Source organism: candidate division WOR-3 bacterium (genome assembly GCA_029858255.1).
In the GTDB taxonomy this organism is placed as follows: Bacteria; Hydrothermota; Tepidihabitantia; order SM23-42; family SM23-42; genus SM23-42.
On the sequence record JAOUFJ010000002.1, the window covers coordinates 118,303 to 139,368 of the forward strand.

The 21,066-nt window shown below is 48.7% G+C and carries 12 protein-coding genes; all 12 read left to right on the top strand.

Going from position 1 to position 21,066, the window contains the following annotated elements; all coding sequences use genetic code 11:
* The first annotated feature begins 56 nt into the window (after positions 1-56).
* The 12 genes from pgsB to OEV79_01805 all read left to right on the top strand — a co-directional run bounded on the left by pgsB (position 57) and on the right by OEV79_01805 (position 21,053).
* Positions 57-1,226: a poly-gamma-glutamate synthase PgsB gene (pgsB, locus tag OEV79_01750; GenBank protein ID MDH4210157.1), complete on the top strand. Its 1,170-nt coding sequence runs from the start codon at positions 57-59 to the stop codon at positions 1,224-1,226.
* A 26-nt stretch (positions 1,227-1,252) separates the two neighbouring features.
* Positions 1,253-1,675, top strand: a complete 423-nt coding sequence (gene pgsC / locus OEV79_01755; GenBank protein MDH4210158.1) for a poly-gamma-glutamate biosynthesis protein PgsC — start codon at positions 1,253-1,255, stop codon at positions 1,673-1,675.
* Positions 1,672-2,748, top strand: coding sequence for a poly-gamma-glutamate system protein (pgsW, locus tag OEV79_01760; GenBank protein MDH4210159.1), 1,077 nt, complete (start codon positions 1,672-1,674; stop codon positions 2,746-2,748). Before pgsC ends, pgsW begins: the two co-directional genes overlap by 4 nt.
* Entirely contained in the window at positions 2,741-3,571 is an 831-nt protein-coding gene (locus OEV79_01765; GenBank protein ID MDH4210160.1) for a hypothetical protein, read from the top strand. The genes pgsW and OEV79_01765 overlap by 8 nt, the downstream gene beginning before the upstream one ends.
* Positions 3,568-4,560, top strand: a complete 993-nt coding sequence (locus tag OEV79_01770; GenBank protein ID MDH4210161.1) for a hypothetical protein — start codon at positions 3,568-3,570, stop codon at positions 4,558-4,560. The genes OEV79_01765 and OEV79_01770 overlap by 4 nt, the downstream gene beginning before the upstream one ends.
* Positions 4,561-4,568: 8 nt before the next feature.
* On the top strand, positions 4,569-5,522 hold the full coding sequence (locus OEV79_01775; protein ID MDH4210162.1) for a hypothetical protein: 954 nt from the start codon (positions 4,569-4,571) through the stop codon (positions 5,520-5,522).
* Entirely contained in the window at positions 5,522-8,977 is a 3,456-nt protein-coding gene (locus tag OEV79_01780) for a C25 family cysteine peptidase (protein MDH4210163.1), read from the top strand. Before OEV79_01775 ends, OEV79_01780 begins: the two co-directional genes overlap by 1 nt.
* An 87-nt stretch (positions 8,978-9,064) precedes the next feature.
* Positions 9,065-10,345 (top strand): YCF48-related protein, encoded by a 1,281-nt coding sequence (locus OEV79_01785; protein MDH4210164.1) that lies wholly within the window; start codon positions 9,065-9,067, stop codon positions 10,343-10,345.
* A 20-nt stretch (positions 10,346-10,365) separates the two neighbouring features.
* Positions 10,366-13,356 carry a C25 family cysteine peptidase gene (locus tag OEV79_01790; GenBank protein MDH4210165.1) on the top strand — a complete coding sequence of 997 codons (2,991 nt, stop codon included), beginning with the start codon at positions 10,366-10,368 and terminating at the stop codon, positions 13,354-13,356.
* Positions 13,357-13,395: 39 nt separating this feature from the next.
* Complete coding sequence (locus OEV79_01795; GenBank protein ID MDH4210166.1) at positions 13,396-16,389, top strand: C25 family cysteine peptidase; 2,994 nt, start codon at positions 13,396-13,398, stop codon at positions 16,387-16,389.
* A 102-nt stretch (positions 16,390-16,491) separates the two neighbouring features.
* Positions 16,492-19,554 carry a C25 family cysteine peptidase gene (locus OEV79_01800; protein MDH4210167.1) on the top strand — a complete coding sequence of 1,021 codons (3,063 nt, stop codon included), beginning with the start codon at positions 16,492-16,494 and terminating at the stop codon, positions 19,552-19,554.
* A complete protein-coding gene (locus OEV79_01805) occupies positions 19,551-21,053 on the top strand; it encodes a M14 family zinc carboxypeptidase (GenBank protein ID MDH4210168.1) in 1,503 nt (500 codons plus the stop codon). Before OEV79_01800 ends, OEV79_01805 begins: the two co-directional genes overlap by 4 nt.
* Positions 21,054-21,066 lie beyond the last annotated feature (13 nt).

Here is a 21,066-nt window from a genome sequence, read left to right on the forward strand (position 1 = left end):
AAACAATGTCCTACCTCGTTGACATGGATACTATTATGTGTATACTTGGATTTAATATGTTTTTAGGAATTTATGCTGTCTTAGCATTAATAGGGCTCTATATACTCTTTCTCAGAATTGAAAAGGTCAATCATGAGAAACGGGTTAGATCCATACCGGTCCGCATATGGGTGAACGGAAGTCGCGGAAAATCGTCCGTTACGCGATTGATTGCCGCCGGGCTCAGGGGTGGCGGCAAGAAAGTTATAGCAAAGACGACAGGCACAAGGGCCAGTTTCATCACCGACAACCGAAACGAGCAACCGGTTATGCGCCTCGGTATGCCGAATATCCGGGAACAAGTCAAGATATTCAGAAAAGCAACCGCCGAAAGACCAGATGCGATCGTGCTCGAATGCATGGCGTTGAGGCCTGATCTGCAATATTCGGAGGCAGTGCAGATCGTCAAGCCAAACGCGGTCGTGATCACCAATGTTCGTGCTGACCATCTCGATGTTATGGGACCTTCGCTCAGAGACATTGCCGGACATTTTCTCAATGCCATACCGAGCAACGCAATATTGTTTGTCGGCGATAAAAGCATATTAGAAGATCATCAAAAGATGCTACGCATGAAGGGAATAAATGTGACCTTTTCGGATGCAAACAGTGTCCCGGACACCACAATCGCCGATTTCCATTATATCGAACACAAAGCAAACGTTGCGCTGGCTCTTGACGTATGCAAAAGATTTGGAGTAGATGCGCAAGATGCACTAAAAGCCATGCTCTCTGCATCCCCTGACCCAGGTGTTCTGCGAAAACATTTACTGTCACTGAACAGCAAATCGGTCACGCTGATCAATGCCATGGCAGCCAATGATCCCGATTCGACCCACATGATATGGCAGATGGTAGATAAGAACTACCCGGAGATAAATATCCTCGTGAATTGCCGAAATGACAGGATCGACCGCTCGTTCCAGATGGCAAAGCTTATCAAGGAAAGCATGCCAGCTGACCGCTACATACTAACCGGCAGCGGTACCGAAATTCTCGCGCGAAAACTCTACAAGACAACCGCGCGCGAAAAAATTCTCGATATCGGCGGGAGAACTCCCGATGAAGTGGTACAGGCCGTGACCAATGCGGTATCGAATAACAGCTTTATTTTTGCGATGGGCAATACGGTGGGTTATGGTGAAGAAATGATGAACCGATTCTTACTTCGTGAAAGGAACAGATGATACTAATTGAATCCGTTGGGATAGGAATGTTCTTGAGTCTCATCTTAACCGAGACCATTGGACTCGCTGCGGGTGGTATTGTCGTGCCTGGCTACATCGCTCTTGTGCTGCACCACCCGGTGCAGGTCATCGCAACTATACTCGCTGGATTGATTACCTATTTAATAATCAAATTGCTTTCTTCTTACATAATAATTTACGGCCGCAGATTGTTGATCATATCGATCTTGATCGGCTACCTCATTGCATATCTGACGCGCATTTCACCCACAATAAACTTTAATGAATTCAGCATGGACATTCAGACGGTCGGTTTCGTGATACCCGGCTTGATCGCCTACTGGATTGCCCGGCAGGGTATTATCCCAACGCTTTCAGCCATGATCATCGTTTCGAGTCTGGTGCGGCTGATCATTATCATCGTTCATAACGGGATGGTATTACCATGAAGAAACGCGAAGGCAAGATATCGATTTTATCACTCCTCATTGTGACGACGATCACCATTCTCTTGATGATCGTTGAGTTGAATTCAAAAGCAAAAGTCCAGACAGAATACCACAGCGAGAAATTGAGTGCAGCCGAGAAGGCAAACCGGGCGTTCGCTGTCATTAAAGATACCGTAGTGCGCATGGGGATCCCTATCGACCGGATCAACGACCCGAACGAAACCGGCATCATCGGACTCCAGTATTCACCTATCACCACGGAACGTGGCGATCTCGATGCTAAATTGACATCGACCAACCCTAACCTGGCCGCCCTGGTCGTCAAGCTGCTAAAAGAAGCCGGCGCCAGGAAGGATGATCTGGTTGGTGTTTCACTTTCGGGCTCGCTGCCGGCACTTAACATCAGTGTGGTCAGCGCGACCGAGGCGCTGGGGCTCAAACCGGTCATCATCACGTCGGTGAGCGCGTCGATGTGGGGTGCCAACTACCCTGAACTCACATATCTGGACATGGAAAACATACTCGTCGAGCGTGGTATTCTTAAATCGAGAACTATTGCTGCATCACTGGGCGGTGAGGACGATGTCGGCCGCGGCTTGAGTCCGGCAGGACGGGAGATCGTTGAACAGGCTGCGATGAGGAATACCGTCCCAATGATAGAAGCCAGAAATCTGGATGAAGTCATTGAGAAAAAGATGGAAAAATTCAACTCGCTCGGCAACATAAAGATCTTCATAAATGTCGGAGAGAGAGCGACGGCTCTCGCCGGTTCAGCAACAGATGGTGGGTTGATCAGACCGTATTCGATACGGGCAGGTAATGGATTGATCGCACTCTTCTCGCAATCAGGTATTCCTGTCATCAACCTAAATGATATAAACACCCTGGCACAGAACAACGGTCTCGGGGTGTCGCCGATTCCGTTACCCAAACCAGGAGAAGGACGTCTGTACTATGAATACAAATACTCGGTTGCCATCGCCATAGTGGCGACCCTCATTCTGGCAGTCATTTTGTTTATCGTGCTGCGTTTTGATGTCGATTATTATCTAAAAAGGAGAAGAAATGGTTAATCTTGTGATGGCTCTCTGCCTTTTTTCTCAATTGCAGAAGATAGAACCTTACAAGAAATGGGAAATTGAGATAGTCACTAAGAAAACTGATGAGTACCTGCTGCTGGTTAAGAACCAGCCGCTTTCGTTCTCGGTCGAGGGGCCGACGTACCTGAGGGTATACACCAGGATCGTCTGGCCCAAGGGCAGCCTGGGCAGCGAGATCTATAAGGTGATACTACAGAAAAATGAAATCGACGAAGAAATTATGACCCTCGAATCAGACGAATCGAGCGTGTCAAAGGACAAGAAAGGAAGAACTCTGAGCAAGTGGCGGTCTTTCTACATTGAAGTACCAGAGGGTCTGAACCATTATAAATTGACCCACTGGTCATCACCCCAGGATACGATACTGGTCAAATTCGCCTACGAGTCGCCGAAGCGCTGGGAAGAAATTACCGCCGCTGAATACAACGCGATCATCGAGGCGATCGAAGAAGAAAGAATAGTGAAGTACTACGAGTTAACAAATAATGGTACTGTCACGGTGCGTTTAAACGGACCACAACGCCTGCGTGTAATAGCCAGACTCAACTATGATGAAAAAATGATCGGCGATCAGAATTATACACTCACTGTCGAAGACAATGGCAAGAGCGAGAGATTTCCATTGAAGTGCTACAAGTCACAAATGATCACATACAAGGACAGAAAGAACATCGTGCCGTCGAATGCCCGCAGTTTTCACGTCAACTTGAGTGCAGGAACGCATCTGCTCCGCTTCAGCTTGGCCGGCACCATCGCCGAAAGCGCCGCTTTGAGGTTCCTGGTCGAGGAAAAATGATCTTATTCATACTGTTCACACTCTGGGATTATTCATACAATTTCGACGTCGATGCGACCTACGACAACAACATCTATGCATATTCTCAGGAATACATTGACGAGTTCCTGGATGGTATACGTCCGTATCGATTCCCGTTTGACACTTATGATGACCTGATCACTTCCTTCGACTTCGCTTTACTGGTCAGAAACAAATTCTTTGGCAAACGTACCACCACGTTCAGCGTCAATTTGAACTCCGACAACTACCTGCTTAACAGACAGAAGAATTTTCAAAGATACACGTTCGGACTCAGGCAATCACTGGGTAGATACGCGGCCAAGGTATCATACCAGGTCATACCCGGTTATCTGATACGATACTACCGTGACCCCTACGGCGGAAGCACGGATTACATCGGATGTGAGGCTACATACCATACCGCGAGCGGGAAATTGTCTTTCATGACCGCCCATGACATCACTCTGACTGCAGGTTACGGCCATAGATGGGATGATTACATCACAGAATTCAATCGTTACGATGCCAGCGGTCACATTCTATCGTTTGGCATAGAAAAGAAAATACACAGACATTTGGATTTTGCCTTTGGCTACGAATTCAGAAATTCATATACGGATTCGGCCGATGCAACAACATCAAACATTGACCTGACACCAGACGGTTCATTCTACCAACATTCGCTCAGCGGGGACTTTTCTGCTCAAATGGTCGTCGCCTTACCCACAACAATGAATCTGTCATACGATTATGGTCTCAGAAATTATGTTACTTCAACTAGTGAGGACTCGCTTCATTTCGGACGCCGTGATCACAGGCACCGGGTGATGTTGACAACCTATTCGCGCCTGATGACCGGTCTCCAGTTGAAGCTTACGTTGATGCGCCAGTGGAGGAACGCAACGTCCGAAATCCTCTCGGATATCGATAGGATCAAAGACTATACCAGATATAGAGTTGGCGCAGGTTTTGAATTCTATTATTAGGGGGTTACGTGAAATATCTGAAGTTCCTTTTCTTAGTTTTTTTGGTTCTTTCATTTTGCGGCCGTCCCGAGGTTGAACCGGAAACAATCTTCACTATCATAGGTGAATGTCCATTGCCTGGATACGCAGAGAAAGTCGAACTTGTCGGCGACCTTGCCTACGTGGCGGATGGACAGGGCGGTCTGCAGATCGTCGATATAAGCAATCCTGAATCCACAAGTGTTATTGGTAATTATGTACCATACGGTTGGGATGCCAACGCCGTTGCGGTGAGAGATACCTTCGCCTATGTTGCTATGTCACCGTTGGGCGGCGGACTCCTTGTGCTCAGTATTGCCGACCCAACCTCACCGTATTCTTTAGTACAGGATGGGTCATTTTCTGCTTACGATGTCGTAGCTCCAGCTGCCGATACGGCGTATGTATACATCGCTGCCGGGTATTGGTTCTATGTTTGGGACATCACCTTTCAATCGTATACCAGAAGACTGAAGACCTACGGCGACGTAATAGCTCTGCAAATGGTTGACACACTTGCTTACCTGAGTTGCGAACAAATGGGAATGTGGATATTCAATCTAGCTAGCCCCGACACACTACCTGTCGGCTGGATAGACACTCCAGCAAACGCTCGAAGTCTCTTTATCAATGGGAATCAAGCCTACGTTGCTGACGGCCGGGCAGGGTTGATAATCATTGACATAGCCGACCCCGCCCATCCGGTAATCGTTGGCGAATTCGACACACGTGACTATGCTAATGAAGTCTGTGTCTCTGGAGACAAGGCATACGTTGCCGACGGTGATGGAGGTCTTTTCGTCATCGATGTCAGCAACCCGGAAGATCCGGTTCTTTACGGAAGTCTCGACGTTTCATATGCAAACGGTATTGCCGTTCGAAATGACACAATCTTTGTTGCCGACCGCGATTTGGGACTGTTGATAATCGTCGAGGAGGAATAATGACGGCATTATTGCTGGCTCTTTGTGCTGGATACGCTTACAACCAAGTTGTCATGACAGAATCATCGGCAACAAAACTACAGTTCCGAGTAAGTTTTTCTGAAAACAGCAAACTTGAGCAGTTGGCAATCACCCGATTTGTCATCGCAGAACACGAGCCATTCATTGACTACCGGATTACCACTATCGATTCGATTGTGAACGAAAGCCCTTCAGGTTTACACAAGTACAGCCCAGTTGAGATCGCCGAACCAATACACACAGGTAATGCTAAACTGTACCCAATCATCATTTATCCGTCATACTTAAATAACACCCACAAGGTCTATTGCGAATCCGTCGAAATAACAGTGGCTATCGACCCGAGCTCCAAAGAGCTTGAACTACCACCATCTTTGGTGAAAGCATACGCCGGGCTCATTCTTAATCTTCGCGAAACAGGTAATATGCCGCCAGCAGGATATCTTATCATTGCCCCAGACGGATTTCTCGACGAGTTGTCGCCGCTTGTACGCTGGAAGGAGCAGAAAGGCTGGCGTGTCGAGGTCCGTCCACTGTCCCTAACAGGAAGCAGTGCAACCGAAATCAGGAATTACATCGCTAATGCATACAACACATGGTCGCCACGTCCTGAATATGTGTTATTAGTCGGCGACGTAGGCTATATTCCCGCAGCATCTTCGAATCCTTCATTGACTGACCATCCCTACACGTTAATAACTGGCGATGATTTCTTTTCAGAACTTTTAGTCGGACGTCTACCGGCTGCAACTGAACTCGAGTTGAACACTATGATCGCGAAAATCATTGGCTATGAAACCAATCCTCCGACATCGAATGCGGCATGGTTCAAACGGGCACTGATGGTCGGCGCGAACCAACCTGGATTCATGACCACGCCGCTCCCGACCAAACGCTGGGTAAGGGATAGACTGCTCGATTACGGTTTCAATGCAGTAGACACTGTATTTTATCCCATGCCCGCTTCAGGTATCACCAATGCGATAAATCAAGGTGTGATTTTCGTTAATTACCGCTCAGGCGAAGGTGATGTCGATGGCTGGCCCTGGCCCAACTTCAGGAACGACGATGTATACGCATTGAACAACGGCGGGATGTTACCTATTGTTACCAGTATCACCTGTTACACGGGCTCTTTCGGCTACAGCACATGTTTTGGCGAAGCATGGCTGAGGGCTGGTAATCCCGTGACTCCCAAAGGCGCAGTGGGATTCTTCGGATCGGCTTCGCCTTCGACCCATAGTCGCTGGAATAACTGCCTTGATTACGGTGTATATTGGGCATTTGCAAAAGATAAGATAGCAGAGCTGGGGCCTGCGTTGTACCGAGGCAAAATGGAAGTTTATACTAATTTCCCGGACGATACGACGATCCTTTCGGGCAGCTCGTTTTATTTCCACTCATTCAATCTGCTGGGCGATCCATCAATGAGTGTCTGGACTGACATCCCGGACACTTTCCAGGTTGCTCACACAACTTCAATACCGGTGGGCGCGAATTTCCTCTCGATCACGGTGATGAATTCTGGGGCGCAACCGGTTGAGGACGCGATGGTCAGTTTACACAAGTCGAATGAAATAAAAGAAATAGCCTTCACCGATGCGGCAGGTTACGTCGATTTCAATTTTTCAACAAGTACCCAGGATACGCTTTTCGTGACCGTAACAAAAACAAACTATAAACCCTATAGAGGATATTGCACGGTCAATAATTCATCGGTGTATGTAGACTATTTCAGCCACACCATCAGCGATCCGGGCGGGAATAACAATGGCCAGGTGAATCCGGGAGAACCAATAAGTCTCAATGTAACACTGAAGAACTACGGCACTTCAACTACGGCAACAGGTGTTTCGGCGCGGTTGTCCACAGAGGATGTGAACATCACAATGACCGATTCTGTCAAATCATATCCTAATATCAATCCGGGAGCGACTGCAACCGCTTCCCCATTCACATTCAACGTTGCGTCAGGAATTCGTAACGATCATGTCCTGAAATTCAACCTCGATATTTCATCGGCACAGGGTAATTGGTCAGGAAGCGTGTGGATCACAGTCAAGTCACCTAATGTGATCTATAAATGGAATCAAGTGATGGACGGCAACGGCGTACTCGAACCCGGAGAGACATGCGATTTCATGTTGTGCATAGAAAATAATGGCGGGCTCGAGGCAAGCAATGTATCAGGGATACTCAGATCAGCGAATAGCGGTTTGATCGTGAGCGATTCCATGGGATTCTTCGGGAATATCGCGGTCGGTGATACTGCCACGAACAGCTCGAACTATTTCACTCTGGCGGCAAATTCGAACCTCACACCGGGCACCATTGTACGTTTCGCACTTATTGTCACAGGGAACAACGGCTTCGTGGACACAACCGGATTCAGATTGACCATTGGCATCGTTGACTCAACCGAACCGCTCGGCCCTGATGACTATGGATATTTCGCCTATGACAACACGGACACGGATTATCCTGATGCGCCAACCTATAGCTGGGTGGAGATCGATCCTGCTCATGGAGGTCCAGGTGATACGATAAGCCTCGCGGCCGACGAAACGAAAACCGTACAATTGCCATTCAGCTTCAAATTTTACGGAAACTGGTATAATCGTGTATCAATAAGTTCCGACGGATATATCGCAATGGATTCGACAATCGTGGCCGATATGTACAACTGGCACATACCGGCTGCAGGAGGACCGCCGCTGCTCATTGCGCCATTCTGGGATGACCTGGATCCAACCGCAACGGATTCAAGCGGCAATGTTTGCTACTGGCATGATGCAGCCGGTCATCGTTTTGTCGTTGAGCATTCACGGATCCAGCATATTCACGACCCCACCACTCCAACACCGTCTGAACTACAAACGTTCGAAGTCATACTCTATGACCCTCAATACTACTCCACAGAGACGGGTGATGGAGAGATACTTTTCCAATACTTGAATATCACAAATGATGATGGCTGGCATAATTATGCTACAGTAGGCATTGAGGATTTTGATCATACGACCGGGATAGAGTACACCTATGCCAACGTCTACCCTTCTGCTGCAGCACCATTGACGAACGGTCGGGCGATCAAATTCACAACCAACCCTCCAGATTCATTCACCGGCATATCCGAATTTAGCACCAGAACAAACCATGGCAATATGCTCAGTATATCACCGAATCCGTCCTCCAAACTCGTTGATATCAGATACCAGATAACTGATAACAGACAGGCAATCTTAAGAGTCTATGATGTGGCAGGACGCGTTGTCCAGGATCTTTCAAGTCAGCTATCTGTAATCGGTCATCCTTCATCAGTCAAGTGGAACCGTACCGATACATGGAGCAGAAGAGTGCCTGCAGGCATCTATTTCATTGTCTTACAGGATCATAGGTACAACATATCCAGAAAAGTAATCCTCGTAGATTAAGACTATTTCAGCTGATAAAGAAAATTTCGTCTTGTGAGTTTGTCTGTGACAATTAAGTGACAGCCACAGATTACATAAGGGGGTATTATGAGAGGTTTGATTCTACTAGTGGCACTTACTTCGACAGCATTTGCCATCAATTACCACGGATGCACATTGGCACCCGACAACGTCAACGGCTGGATCGTCTGCCTTGATACGACGTTGATCATTCACACGAGCGACGGTGGTTCGACATGGGCACCGCAGGAAGTGCCGCCAGATACGATCGCACGCAGATTTTGGGATGTCACATGCTACGATGGTTCACATGCATGGACAACCGGAAAACACAACCTACATGCCGGCGAAATTCTCGGTACGAGCGATGGAGGTAATATCTGGGAGCGGCAGGAAGCAGGATTCTCCAAATACGGAACTCGCATAGAATTCTACAATCAGAACATCGGCTGGTCGGTCGGCGGTGACGGCGCACTTGCGCGCACCACTAATGGTGGACAGCTCTGGGAGCGTATATTCACCGACTGGTACCAGGCAGAGTACTACGGCGTGTCGTTTGTGAATCAATGGGATGGATGGATATGCGCAGGCTGGCCCGACTCGATAGCGACCGGACAGGGTTATATCGTCGCTACAGATGACGGCGGTATATTCTGGGATACACTTGATGGCTACCACGCGGCCGGTTACGAGGATTTCTTTGACATACACTTCTTCAATATCAATGAAGGCATAGTTGTCGGCGGAGTTGATGGCACTTATGAACCCATTGTCTGGAAAACGACGAATGGTGGAACAACATGGAATCCCATAAGTGTTCCCGCAGATGTATATTACCTGAGAGCAGTCGATTTTGTCGAACTTGAGGGTTGGGCTGTCGGCAAATCCGGTTCCATGATACACACCACGGACGGTGGTAATACCTGGACTACACAAACCAGTCCTGCAGACAGCACGCTCTTCGATGTCGATTTTATTGATCACTTAAACGGACTTGCATGCGGCTATGATCACATTCTACGGACGACAAACGGCGGACAGGATTGGCTGAGGGTCGGCATTCAAGAACTGAATACTGCTACCCCTGAACAAATTGCACTCACCGCAAAGCCAAATCCCTTTTCAAGCACGAGCGTCATCAATTTTGGTATGGTAAACGGCGCAGAACGAATTGATATAGAGATCTACGACGCTGGCGGCCGCCTGGTCAAATCATTCGATCCAGTATCCAGTGTCGGGTATCAAGGATCGTGGGTGTTATGGGATGGTACAGGTAATCAGGGTTTACGTGTCCCTGCCGGCATATATTTTGTGAGACTCACTACGCGCGAGCAGACCGCAACCGAGAAATTGGTGCTGCTCGAATAACCTGGGTTCCAAAATGGGAGGTGGCTACGTGTATTAGAAAATACGCCGTACTGCTGGTATTCTTAGCACTATCTGCTTCCTTTATGTTCGCGCAGCAAACTGGCGCGCGCTATCTAATCATCACACACGACAGCTACTACAGTGCCCTACAACCGCTGGCAACGTGGAAAACGCAAAAGGGCATGAAGGCGAGAATAGTCCCGCTCTCCGAGACAGGCGCTGATTCGACCGACATAAAAAACTACATCGTGAACGCATACATTACCTGGCAAATCAGACCAGAGTACATACTCATTGTAGGTAACAAATATCAAGTGCCATTCCCACGGTTCGTTCACGCGGGGGGTCTTGCTTCGTACAGTGATAACTATTATGCAAACGTCGAAGGAGATTTTCATAATGAGCTGTACCACGGCCGTCTATGGGTTTCCGACACCATACAAGCCAAGACGGTCGTGGCCAAGATCCTTGGGTATGAGAGGAATCCCGATCTGTCGTCCGACTCTTTATGGTTCAGAAGGGGTGCAACGATCGTCAATGAATGGGAGCAAGGTCAACCGTCTTCGGCTGCCTTGTACTGGGCAGACGCGCGTTTCGCTCACCAGCAGATGTTCGATGCGAATTTCGCACACATCGATTCTTTCTCCTATATACTTGGCGACGACAGCCTGGATGTACTCAATGCCATAAACGAAGGACGGACATACATTCTATACCGAGGGATCGGCGGCGGTGACTGGCTGTGGCCATTCGCCGGTATATTCTCTTGGCAGATGAACAATGGTTACAGAATGCCCGTTGTCCTTTCAGCAACCTGCGCAACGATCGAAGGAATCGGCCGGGACTGGACCTTGGCCGGAACACAATCACAGCCAAGGGGAATAATCGGATTCTTTGGCACAACCACTTCACTATTCGAGGCTGCGGAAATGCGGAGTGCATTGTGCCGTGCCACAACCGAATGCCTGTTCAGTGATACCGGATCACTCGGTGCATCAGCAGAAGCCGGACGGCTTGAATATTACGCGCAGTTCAATGACCTTATCGAATATCACAGCTGGATGCTTCTTGGTGATCCGGAAATGTCGATGTGGACAACCACACCGAGAAATATCCTCGTTGGACATAACATGTATTTCCATACCGGGATCTGCACGACGACCGTTTATGTCCAGAGCGGCTCGGCTCCGGTCCAGGGTGCGCTCGTCTGTGCGATGGCGAAGTTAGACAGTTCATTCTATCACTACGGTTACACGGACTATCTCGGCGGCATACAGTTTATCGACACACTCAATATTCCAGGTGATTCGGTCTTTATTACGGTGACCGGACGAAATCTAAAACCATACCATAATGGCCGCCCTGTATTCTTCTTGAATGGACCATATGTGAGCCTGTACTCGTTCCGTCTTCTCGATTCTTTGGGTGGTAACGGAGACGGTATAGCCAATCCCGGTGAGGATATTGAGATACCCTTCTGCATAAAGAACTGGGGTAATGCGACAGCAATCGGTGTTTCCGCAATAATCGAGAAAACTGCACCCAGCGCATCTTGCACGCTGTACGATACTATTAAATATTTCGGTAACATCGCACCATATGAATCTGTGTATATATACCCCGATGGCTACAACGTAGTGATCGATGCAGATTGCCCCGACCTACAAGGAATAGACCTGCGTATGCGCATCAGCGATGCAGGGAAAACCACGTGGCTGTCGGATCTCGGGTTCGTCGTCCATTCACCAGTAATATTATATCACGATTATTACTTCGACCAGCACGTCAAATACATAAACTCTGGCGCTACGAGTCAATTATTCGTCGAGCTGCTGAACACAGGTTCATACGTGGCTTCAAATCCCGTTGGCAGAATATCATGCAGCGATTCCCTCGTGACGATCATCGACACGGTCGTTAATTTTACCACGATACTTCCCGACAGTATCGGTTCCAATACATCAGACCCTTTTATCATCAGTACTGCGGCTAATTGCCCGACCGGTTATTCAACGACAATCACACTGAACGTTGCCGTAGGCGTTTACACGGTGGACCATGATTTCACTATCCATGTAGGACAAAAAGATTATCTTATCTGGGACCCGGACATGAACCACTCAAGCGGCCCGTCGATCGATGGATTACTCGCTTCACTTGGTTTCAGCGGTGAATATGCCACGGCGTTTCCATACGGACTTCTCTCGCTCTACAAATCACTCTTTGTCTGTACAGGTGTCTATCCAGAAAACTACCTGATCATCGATACCAGTCAAAGTGGCAATGAGATCGAAGACTATATCGAGCAGGCAAGTGGTAATGTTTATCTTGAGGGTGGTGATGTCTGGTACAATCCGCTCGTCAGCCACGGTTATGATTTCGGCCCACTCTTCGGCATCGACCCGGTATACAATTCGATCGGCATGTTCACCGGCGTTATCGGCTGCACCGGCACCTTCACCCAGAACATGGCATTCGGTTATCAGGGCGAAGCGACCATGATCGACTATATCGATTCGATTGGCGGTTCACAACTGCTCTTCAAAAAAACTGGCAGCAACTACGGCTGCGGCGTCGCGGCAGACAACCGCACCGTCGGGCTCTCTTTTGAACTGAGCGGGCTGGTCGACACTGTTGCGCCATCGACCAAGGCCGAACTGATCGCCGCGATCATGGAATATTTCGGCGTCCCCCCTACCGGTGTTGTTGAAGAACAAGATTTCAGCCGCCACTCGACACCGATGCTGCTTGTCAATCCTAACCCTTCGCGCCACGGCTTCAATATCAACCTGCAGGGATTACCAGCGGAGAAAATCACGCTCAAGGTATATGATGTGTCCGGTCGCTGCATCCGTACGCTGATCGACAACGCCATGCCCATTGACCCACAGCAAGCATTTTTGTGGAAAGGGCTCGACGACAGAGCCCGGAAAGTGCCGGCCGGCGTCTACTTCGTACGGCTGAGTGCTCCCGAATACGAAACGGCACAAAAGATTGTATTGATTGATTAAGGAATTTGTAGATAATAATAGGAGTATTTGAGGTACACCATGCTGGATGCTAAGCAGCACACTATAGTATCCTTGTTTTTCCTCTTGTTAATTCTATTCATAAACGTATGCTATGGTCAGGGTACTGGAGCACGTTATCTTATAATAACACACGACGACTACTATGACGCGCTCGTACCGCTTGCTGAGTGGAAAACACAAAAGGGACTCAAGGCCAAAATCGTGAGAACATCAGAGACAGGAAGCGATTCTGCTCAGATCAGATCCTATGTGGCAAATGCATATTATTCATGGGAAATAAAACCGGAATATTTACTCCTCGTTGGCAACAAATACCAGATCCCGTTTCCACGAATCACACTCGCGGTCTATGTATACAGCGATAATTACTACACCAATATCCTGGGAGATTTCCGTAACGATATCATTCCCGGCCGGTTCTGGGTGTATGACACCATGGATGTGAAGACGATTGTGGCGAAGGTGCTGGGATACGAAAAAACGCCGTATTTAGAAGACCCCCTGTGGTTCCGAAAGGGGACTACAATAGTCAACGAAGATATGGGAGGGATACCTGGCGACTCGGTCTACTGGGCTGACGCTCACTATGCACACGCCCTAATGAACAATGCAGGATTTGTTCACATCGATTCGTTCGCGCGTAGCTTCGGTAACGGCAGCGCCGACGTTATCAATGCAATCAATAGCGGAAGATCGTATATTCTATACAGAGGTGAAGGTGTAACTGTTTGGACCTGGCCTTTTAATAACATCGAGCCTGAAAATATGTCCAATGGTTTTGAATTACCGGTCATCCTATCAGCAACATGTACAACAATCGAGGGCATTGGACAGCGTTGGCTCAACGCAGGTACGCCTCAGGAACCAAAAGGAACCGTCGGTTTTTATGGCACATCCACATCACTATATCTGGCAGCAGAAATGCGAAGCGCGCTCGCACAAGGAACACTGCATAGCATATTTTGTGATAGCCTGACAACCCTGGGCAGGGCTGCTGAGGCTGGACGGTTGAACTACTATGCGCTGTTCGGAAATCAGCTCGAGTATCATAGTTGGACCTGCCTCGGTGACCCGGATATGAATTTATGGACTGCAACGCCTCGCCAAATAGAGGTGACACACGACGACCAATTCTTCGCAGGCATCTGCACGGTAAGCGTACACGTCGAGTATTGCTCTACACCTGTCGAATCAGCATTGGTCTGTGCGATGGCAGTCAATGATTCGTCCTTCTACAAATGGGGACGAACAGATGATAACGGAAATATCAATCTTATCGATACAGTACCTGTTCCAGGCGACACCATTGTTATAACAGTAACCGGCAGAAATCTTTTGAGCTACAGTGGCCAGGCTACCGTGTTTCACACGGGAAGTCCTTATGTTCTTCTTCACTCATTCAGCATAGAAGATTCGATCGGAGGAAATAACGATTCGATCATCGACCCCGGTGAGGATATCGAGATCCCGGTCTGGTTGAGAAATTGGGGTGATGACACGGCCCGCAGCGTTATGGCAGTCTTACGCAAAACAGCCCCAGACCCATTTTTCTCTTTGGAAGATACTGTCAAGAACTTCGGTGATATTGCATTCATGGATTCTGCATTTTCAACCTTCGACGGATACAATATCATTGTCGCAGCCGATTGTCCTGACCTACACCAGATTTCTCTGGAACTTGCTGTCTCCGACGTTACTACCGCGGTCTGGAATTCATACTTGAGTACTACAGTGTACGCCCCAATGCTCATCCTTCATGATTTCTACTTTCCCCCACACTCAATTGCTACGATACCAGGAAGTACAGATACGCTGGTAATTGAGCTGCAGAATCTGGGAAGCACCTGTGCTGACAGTGTTGCCGGACGCATACACAGCCTTGATACTCTTTTAACAGTAATCGATTCAGTATCCTCATTCGGTACGATCGAACCAGACAGCGGAGTCGGCTCAAATCTTTCAGATCCCTTTGTGATTGTCACTGACCCACAGACCCCGACGTGGCATCTGGTCGAATTGACTCTCGAAATCACCTCTGGCGTACAGCAGGATACGTTCAGTCTTATGATATATGTTGGAAAAAAGGACTATCTGGTATGGGATCCGGATCCGAATCACTCAAGCGGACCGTTAATACATGAAATCCTTGATTCGCTCGGATTTCTCGGTGAGTACAGTCCCGTTTTTCCCCGCTCCATTCTGTCACTGTACAAATCACTGTTCATTTGCACCGGGGTTTATCCGCTAACCTATACAATACTGGATACAAGCCAGGCTGCATTGGACATCGCTGACTATCTTTCGTCAACCACTGGTAACGCTTATCTTGAGGGTGGGGATGTCTGGTACAGTCCGCTGGTCAGCCACGGGTATGATTTCGGTCCGCTCTTCGGCATCCTCGCGATATACAATTCGATGGGCACGTTCACCGGCGTCACCGGATGCACTGGAACCTTCACCCAGAACATGGCGTTCAGTTATGGAGGCGAAGCGACCATGATCGACTATATCGATTCGACCGGGGGTTCGCAGCTGCTCTTCAAAAAAGTGAACAGCAACTACGGCTGCGGCGTCGCGGCAAACAACCGTACCGTCGGGCTCTCTTTTGAACTGAGCGGGCTGGTCGACACTGTTGCGCCATCGACCAAGGCCGACCTCATTACCGCCATAATGAATTACTTCGGCGTCCCTCCTACCGGCGTAGCCGAAGAGCAGAATTTTATCAGCCGCCACTCGACACCAACATTGTTCATAAATCCTAACCCATCGCGGTACGGTCTTAACATCAATTTGCAGGGGCTGACCGCCGAAAAGATCACGCTCAAGATCTACGACGTGTCCGGCCGTTGTGTCTGTACGCTGGTCGACAATACCGTGCTCGAGGATGCGCAGCAAGCCTTTTTCTGGAAAGGGCTCGACGACAGAGCCCGGAAAGTACCCGCCGGCATCTATTTCGTACGGCTGCAAACAGCAGACATTAATAACGCCCTAAAAGCCATAATTCTCCGCTAACCGCCTTCAGCCTTATTTCCTATTGACTGAAACCCGTTTTCAGCGTATAATAAAGCTAATAGGAAGTGTCTTACAATCACAGACCAATAGAAGGAGAAGGCTATGAAGAAGTTCATTTTTTGTATTTTTATACTGATGCTGGGTGCCCAAGCACAGGAAATCGGGGCGAAATACCTCATTATCACCCACGATAATTTCTACAACGATATCCAACCCCTTGCCCAGTGGAAACACAAAAAGGGTATGAGAACAAAGGTTGTCAAATTCTCAGAGATCGGCACGACCTCGACACAGATAAAGAGTTACATCACGTACGGTTTCAACAACTGGCAGATACGACCGGAATTCGTTCTGCTCGTCGGCTCCCCGGATCTAATACCGTGGGGACAGACATATCCATATACATACTCAGATCACCCCTACATGAACATGAACACCGATATCTATAACGAAATACTCCTCGGCAGATTGACCGTGCATAATACTACCGAGGCTCAGACCGTTGTGAACAAAATACTACTATACGAACGCACACCCTACATGGGTGACACAGCATGGATGCGCAACGCGTGTCTTATCGTTGCGGAAGATGGCCTTACGTATCCTCCAGTGCCAGGTACTGACGACTACATTTACTGGGGCGACAGCCGGCATGCTTACAACCTGATGCTGGCGAACGGATACAATAGAATGGACACGTTATCCACCTTGCTCGGTGATAATTACAACGATGTTATCCAATCAGTGAACAACGGCGTGGGCTTCGTGCAGTTCCGGGGCCAGGGCGTTGGCAACTGGTGGGGACCATTCGGTGTCAACCCTGATAATACTGCAAATGGTAGCATGCTGCCGATCGTCCTTTCTATAACATGTTCTACCATCGGCACCGGCTCAACACCGGCAACAGCGGAGCGCTGGCTCCTGACCGGAACGCCAACGACTCCACGCGGTGCATCCGGCTATTTTGCCACGACGACGGTCAGAAGCCACGTCGCTCAAATAAGAAGCGCAGTCGCGAGAGGTTTTTTCACCGCGATATTTACCAATGGACAGAGAACGTTTGGCGAAGCTTGCGAAGGCGGAAGATTGAACCTGTACAACCTCTACAGTGATACGCAGGACTACCAGGGGTTCGCGACGCTCGGTGATCCGGAAATGAATATCTGGACGGCAACGCCCAGGTCAATCGATGTAGCACATGTTCCTTCATTGGCTGCTGAGGATGAAACTCTATTGGTGACCGTCACCCTGAGCAACGGCGGACCGATCGATTCGGCACTGGTATGCGCAGTCCTCGATACGACAGTATACTCGTACGGCATTACAGACAACAACGGTCAGATAGTCTTGCAGCTGCCGACCATGCATCCGGGACAAATGGACATAACCGTGACCGGACGGAATTTGATACCGCATGAAGGGACGATCGAAATCGTCGGCGATAATGCATATCTCCAGTATCAGAGTCATATTCTCAACGATTCGCTCGGCAATAATAATGGAATACCGGAAAATGGAGAAACCATACTGTTAACAGCGACGATAGCGAACATCGGTCTGATGGCAGCGACCGGTGTCAGTGCAACATTACGGTCGGACGATGAATTCGTTTCGATCATCGACAGCGTTTCCTACTATGGTGACATACAACCGCAGGATTCGGCCAGCAACATCAGTCCGTATGCAATCGCCATATCGAACATCTGCCCTGATGGTCACATCGCGGTTCTCCGACTCCTGATGACAGATTCGGGAAGCAATGAATGGATAAGCAACTTCTCTATAATCATCACGAATACCGCATCAGGCACCTGGGTTGGCCCAGACGAATACGGCTACTATATCTACGATGATACTGATACCCTGACCGGTTATGCTCCGACATTTGACTGGTATGACGGCACAATGGCTATCGTGCCTGAGATAAGCGATGAGGATGCCGATACGGTGACATATTCCCTACCATTCACCTTTCCGTTCTATGGCTTGAGCTATAATGCTGTCGGTATGTGTTCCAATGGCTTTCTCGAAATGGGAGTATCGACCCACCGCTTTGGTGTTAACACACAGATACCCGCGGCCGGTGGTCCGAGAAGACTGCTCGCTGCTTTCTGGGACGACTTAGATCCCACGGTCGATTCTGGCTCAGGTGATGTGTACTATGCTTACGATACGACCAATCATCGTTACATAGTAGAATTCCGTAGTATCGGACACTGGGGTACTGTTCCCCAGACCCAGCGAGAGACATTCCAGGTGCAACTACTAGATCCGCAGTACTACACTACACCGACCGGTGACGGAGAAATCCTCTTTCTCTATGATACGGTAATGAATGCAAGTTCGAATACGGTTGGCATCGAAGATCATACCGAAACGCGCGGCCTCCAGTACGTCTACAACAATAGCTACCACCCGAACGCGGCACCCTTGCAGAACGGGCGTGCATTACTGATAACCACGAAGACCCCGGCAGGCATATGGCTACATACTGTAGACTTTTCGTTCGAAGATTCGACCGGCGGCAATAATAACGGCATCATCGACCCCGGCGAAACAATACAAATCTACTTACAACTAATGAACAGCGGCAACGCCGCGGCAAACAATGTTACGACAATTCTCAGAACTGGTGACCCCGACGCCAGCATTACGGACAGCACCGCAGAGTTCGGATTGATCTCTCAGGGATCGGTCGCGGCCAACTACGGCGACCCATATGTCGTCGAGATCAGCACCACGCCATCAGATACGACGATCGGTTTTGTCCTTTATATTAGCTGCAACAGCGGTGCTTATCACAAATCTGATTACTTCACGTTCTACTTGTACGGTTCCCCAGGAGTTGAAGAACAGAAAACCGGCATGCTCGGTGTTGTTAGTCTCAACATTTGTCCCAATCCCTTCAAACTCTCGACCGACATTAATTATACCATACCTTACGCAGGATACGCGACCCACGAGAATGCTACTTTGAAAATATATGATGTGACCGGGAGAATGGTAAAAGACTTCTCTGGATTGCTGTCGGCTAATGCATACCAGTCATCTATTAGCTGGGACGGAACCGATGATATCGGACGGCGCGTTGCCAATGGTATCTACTTCATAGCTCTTGATTCCCAGGGCATCAAAGAAAGGGCTAAGGTGATCCTGGTTAAATGATCTGGCTGCTCTTTTTTCTGACGCTCGACCCACGCTATCATACACGTGATGAAGTCGCACATGAATTGGACTCAATTGCCAGAAACTATCCCGGTATAACGATGCTCGATACCATAGGCTATTCATCATTCGATTCTGTTCCTTTGTTCGGACTGAAGATATCGGACAATCCGGTCGAGGACGAGGACGAACCGGCGGTGCTCTATATCGGATGCCATCATGCCGAAGAGATACTGGGCATTGAGATCTGCATGTATATGATATCTGAACTGACCAGCAATTACGGCACCGATTCGACGGTCACTTACTGGGTCGACAATCGTGAAATATGGTTCGTTCCACTGATGAATCCCGATGGTCAGAGTGTGGTCATGGCTCCCCCGGAGACTGTGTGGCGGGATACTACCTGGCGTGACAACAAACGTGATAATAACAATAGCGGGTTCTTCGAACTGGCATATGACGGTGTTGACCTGAATCGTAATTACGACTTTTACTGGACCGAGGGCGGGAGCACTGATCCCACTTCGGAATTCTATATAGGTCCATACTCTTTTTCTGAAAATGAAACACGCGCGATAAGAGACCTCGCGTTCACAAACAACTTTACATTCTGTATCACCTACCACTCGGCACGCTATGGTTTGACCGAGGTAGTGTACTTCCCGTGGGACTGGGAGGGTGGATACTCGCCCGACTTTCCATTCATCAGGACTATCGCTGATACGATCTCCAAGCGGATAATAAGGGACTCGGGTATTGGCTACTATAGCGCGCTGCCCGGTCAGGGACTCGACGGCCGCGCAAGAAACTGGCTCTACGGTGTTTGCGGTATTTTCACATACTGCATCGAGGTATGCACGACAACGATACCACCGGGATCGATGGTGGATGACCTCTGTCAGAGAAATCTCCCGGGAGCATACTATCTATTGGAAAGAGTATCGGAATGTGGTATAACGGGCCACATATACGATTCATTGACCGGCGAGCCGTTGACTGCCGAGGTCATTATCCACAACTACTACGACCCGAACTTGCCTCCACGCAGGAGCGACGCCGTATATGGCCGTTTCCTGAGAATATTGAAGCCAGGAATATATGATATCGAAATACGCAAACACGGTTACGCCCCTGTATACTACGATGATATGCAAATCATTGACGGACAAATGACCGAATTCGATATAATGATGAGCAGGACCGGAGGTGAAATGCCGGCACCGGTCCTTCAAAAAAAAATCAAGGTGCGTCCGAATCCCAGCAGTAACAACGTATTCATTGAACTCGACGACGGGATGGCGCTTACTTCACTGGCTGTATACGATGTAACCGGACGTCTGGTGAAGAATTTTGAAAATCCAGATCGTCGTATGATCTGGCAGGGCGTGGACGAGCAAAACCGTGCCGTTGCCGAAGGTATTTACTGGCTATTGGGAGAGAATGAAGGAAACCAAACAATACAGAAGGTCGTTCTGATCAAGGGTTCGGTGAATTAGAAATAGAAATAAA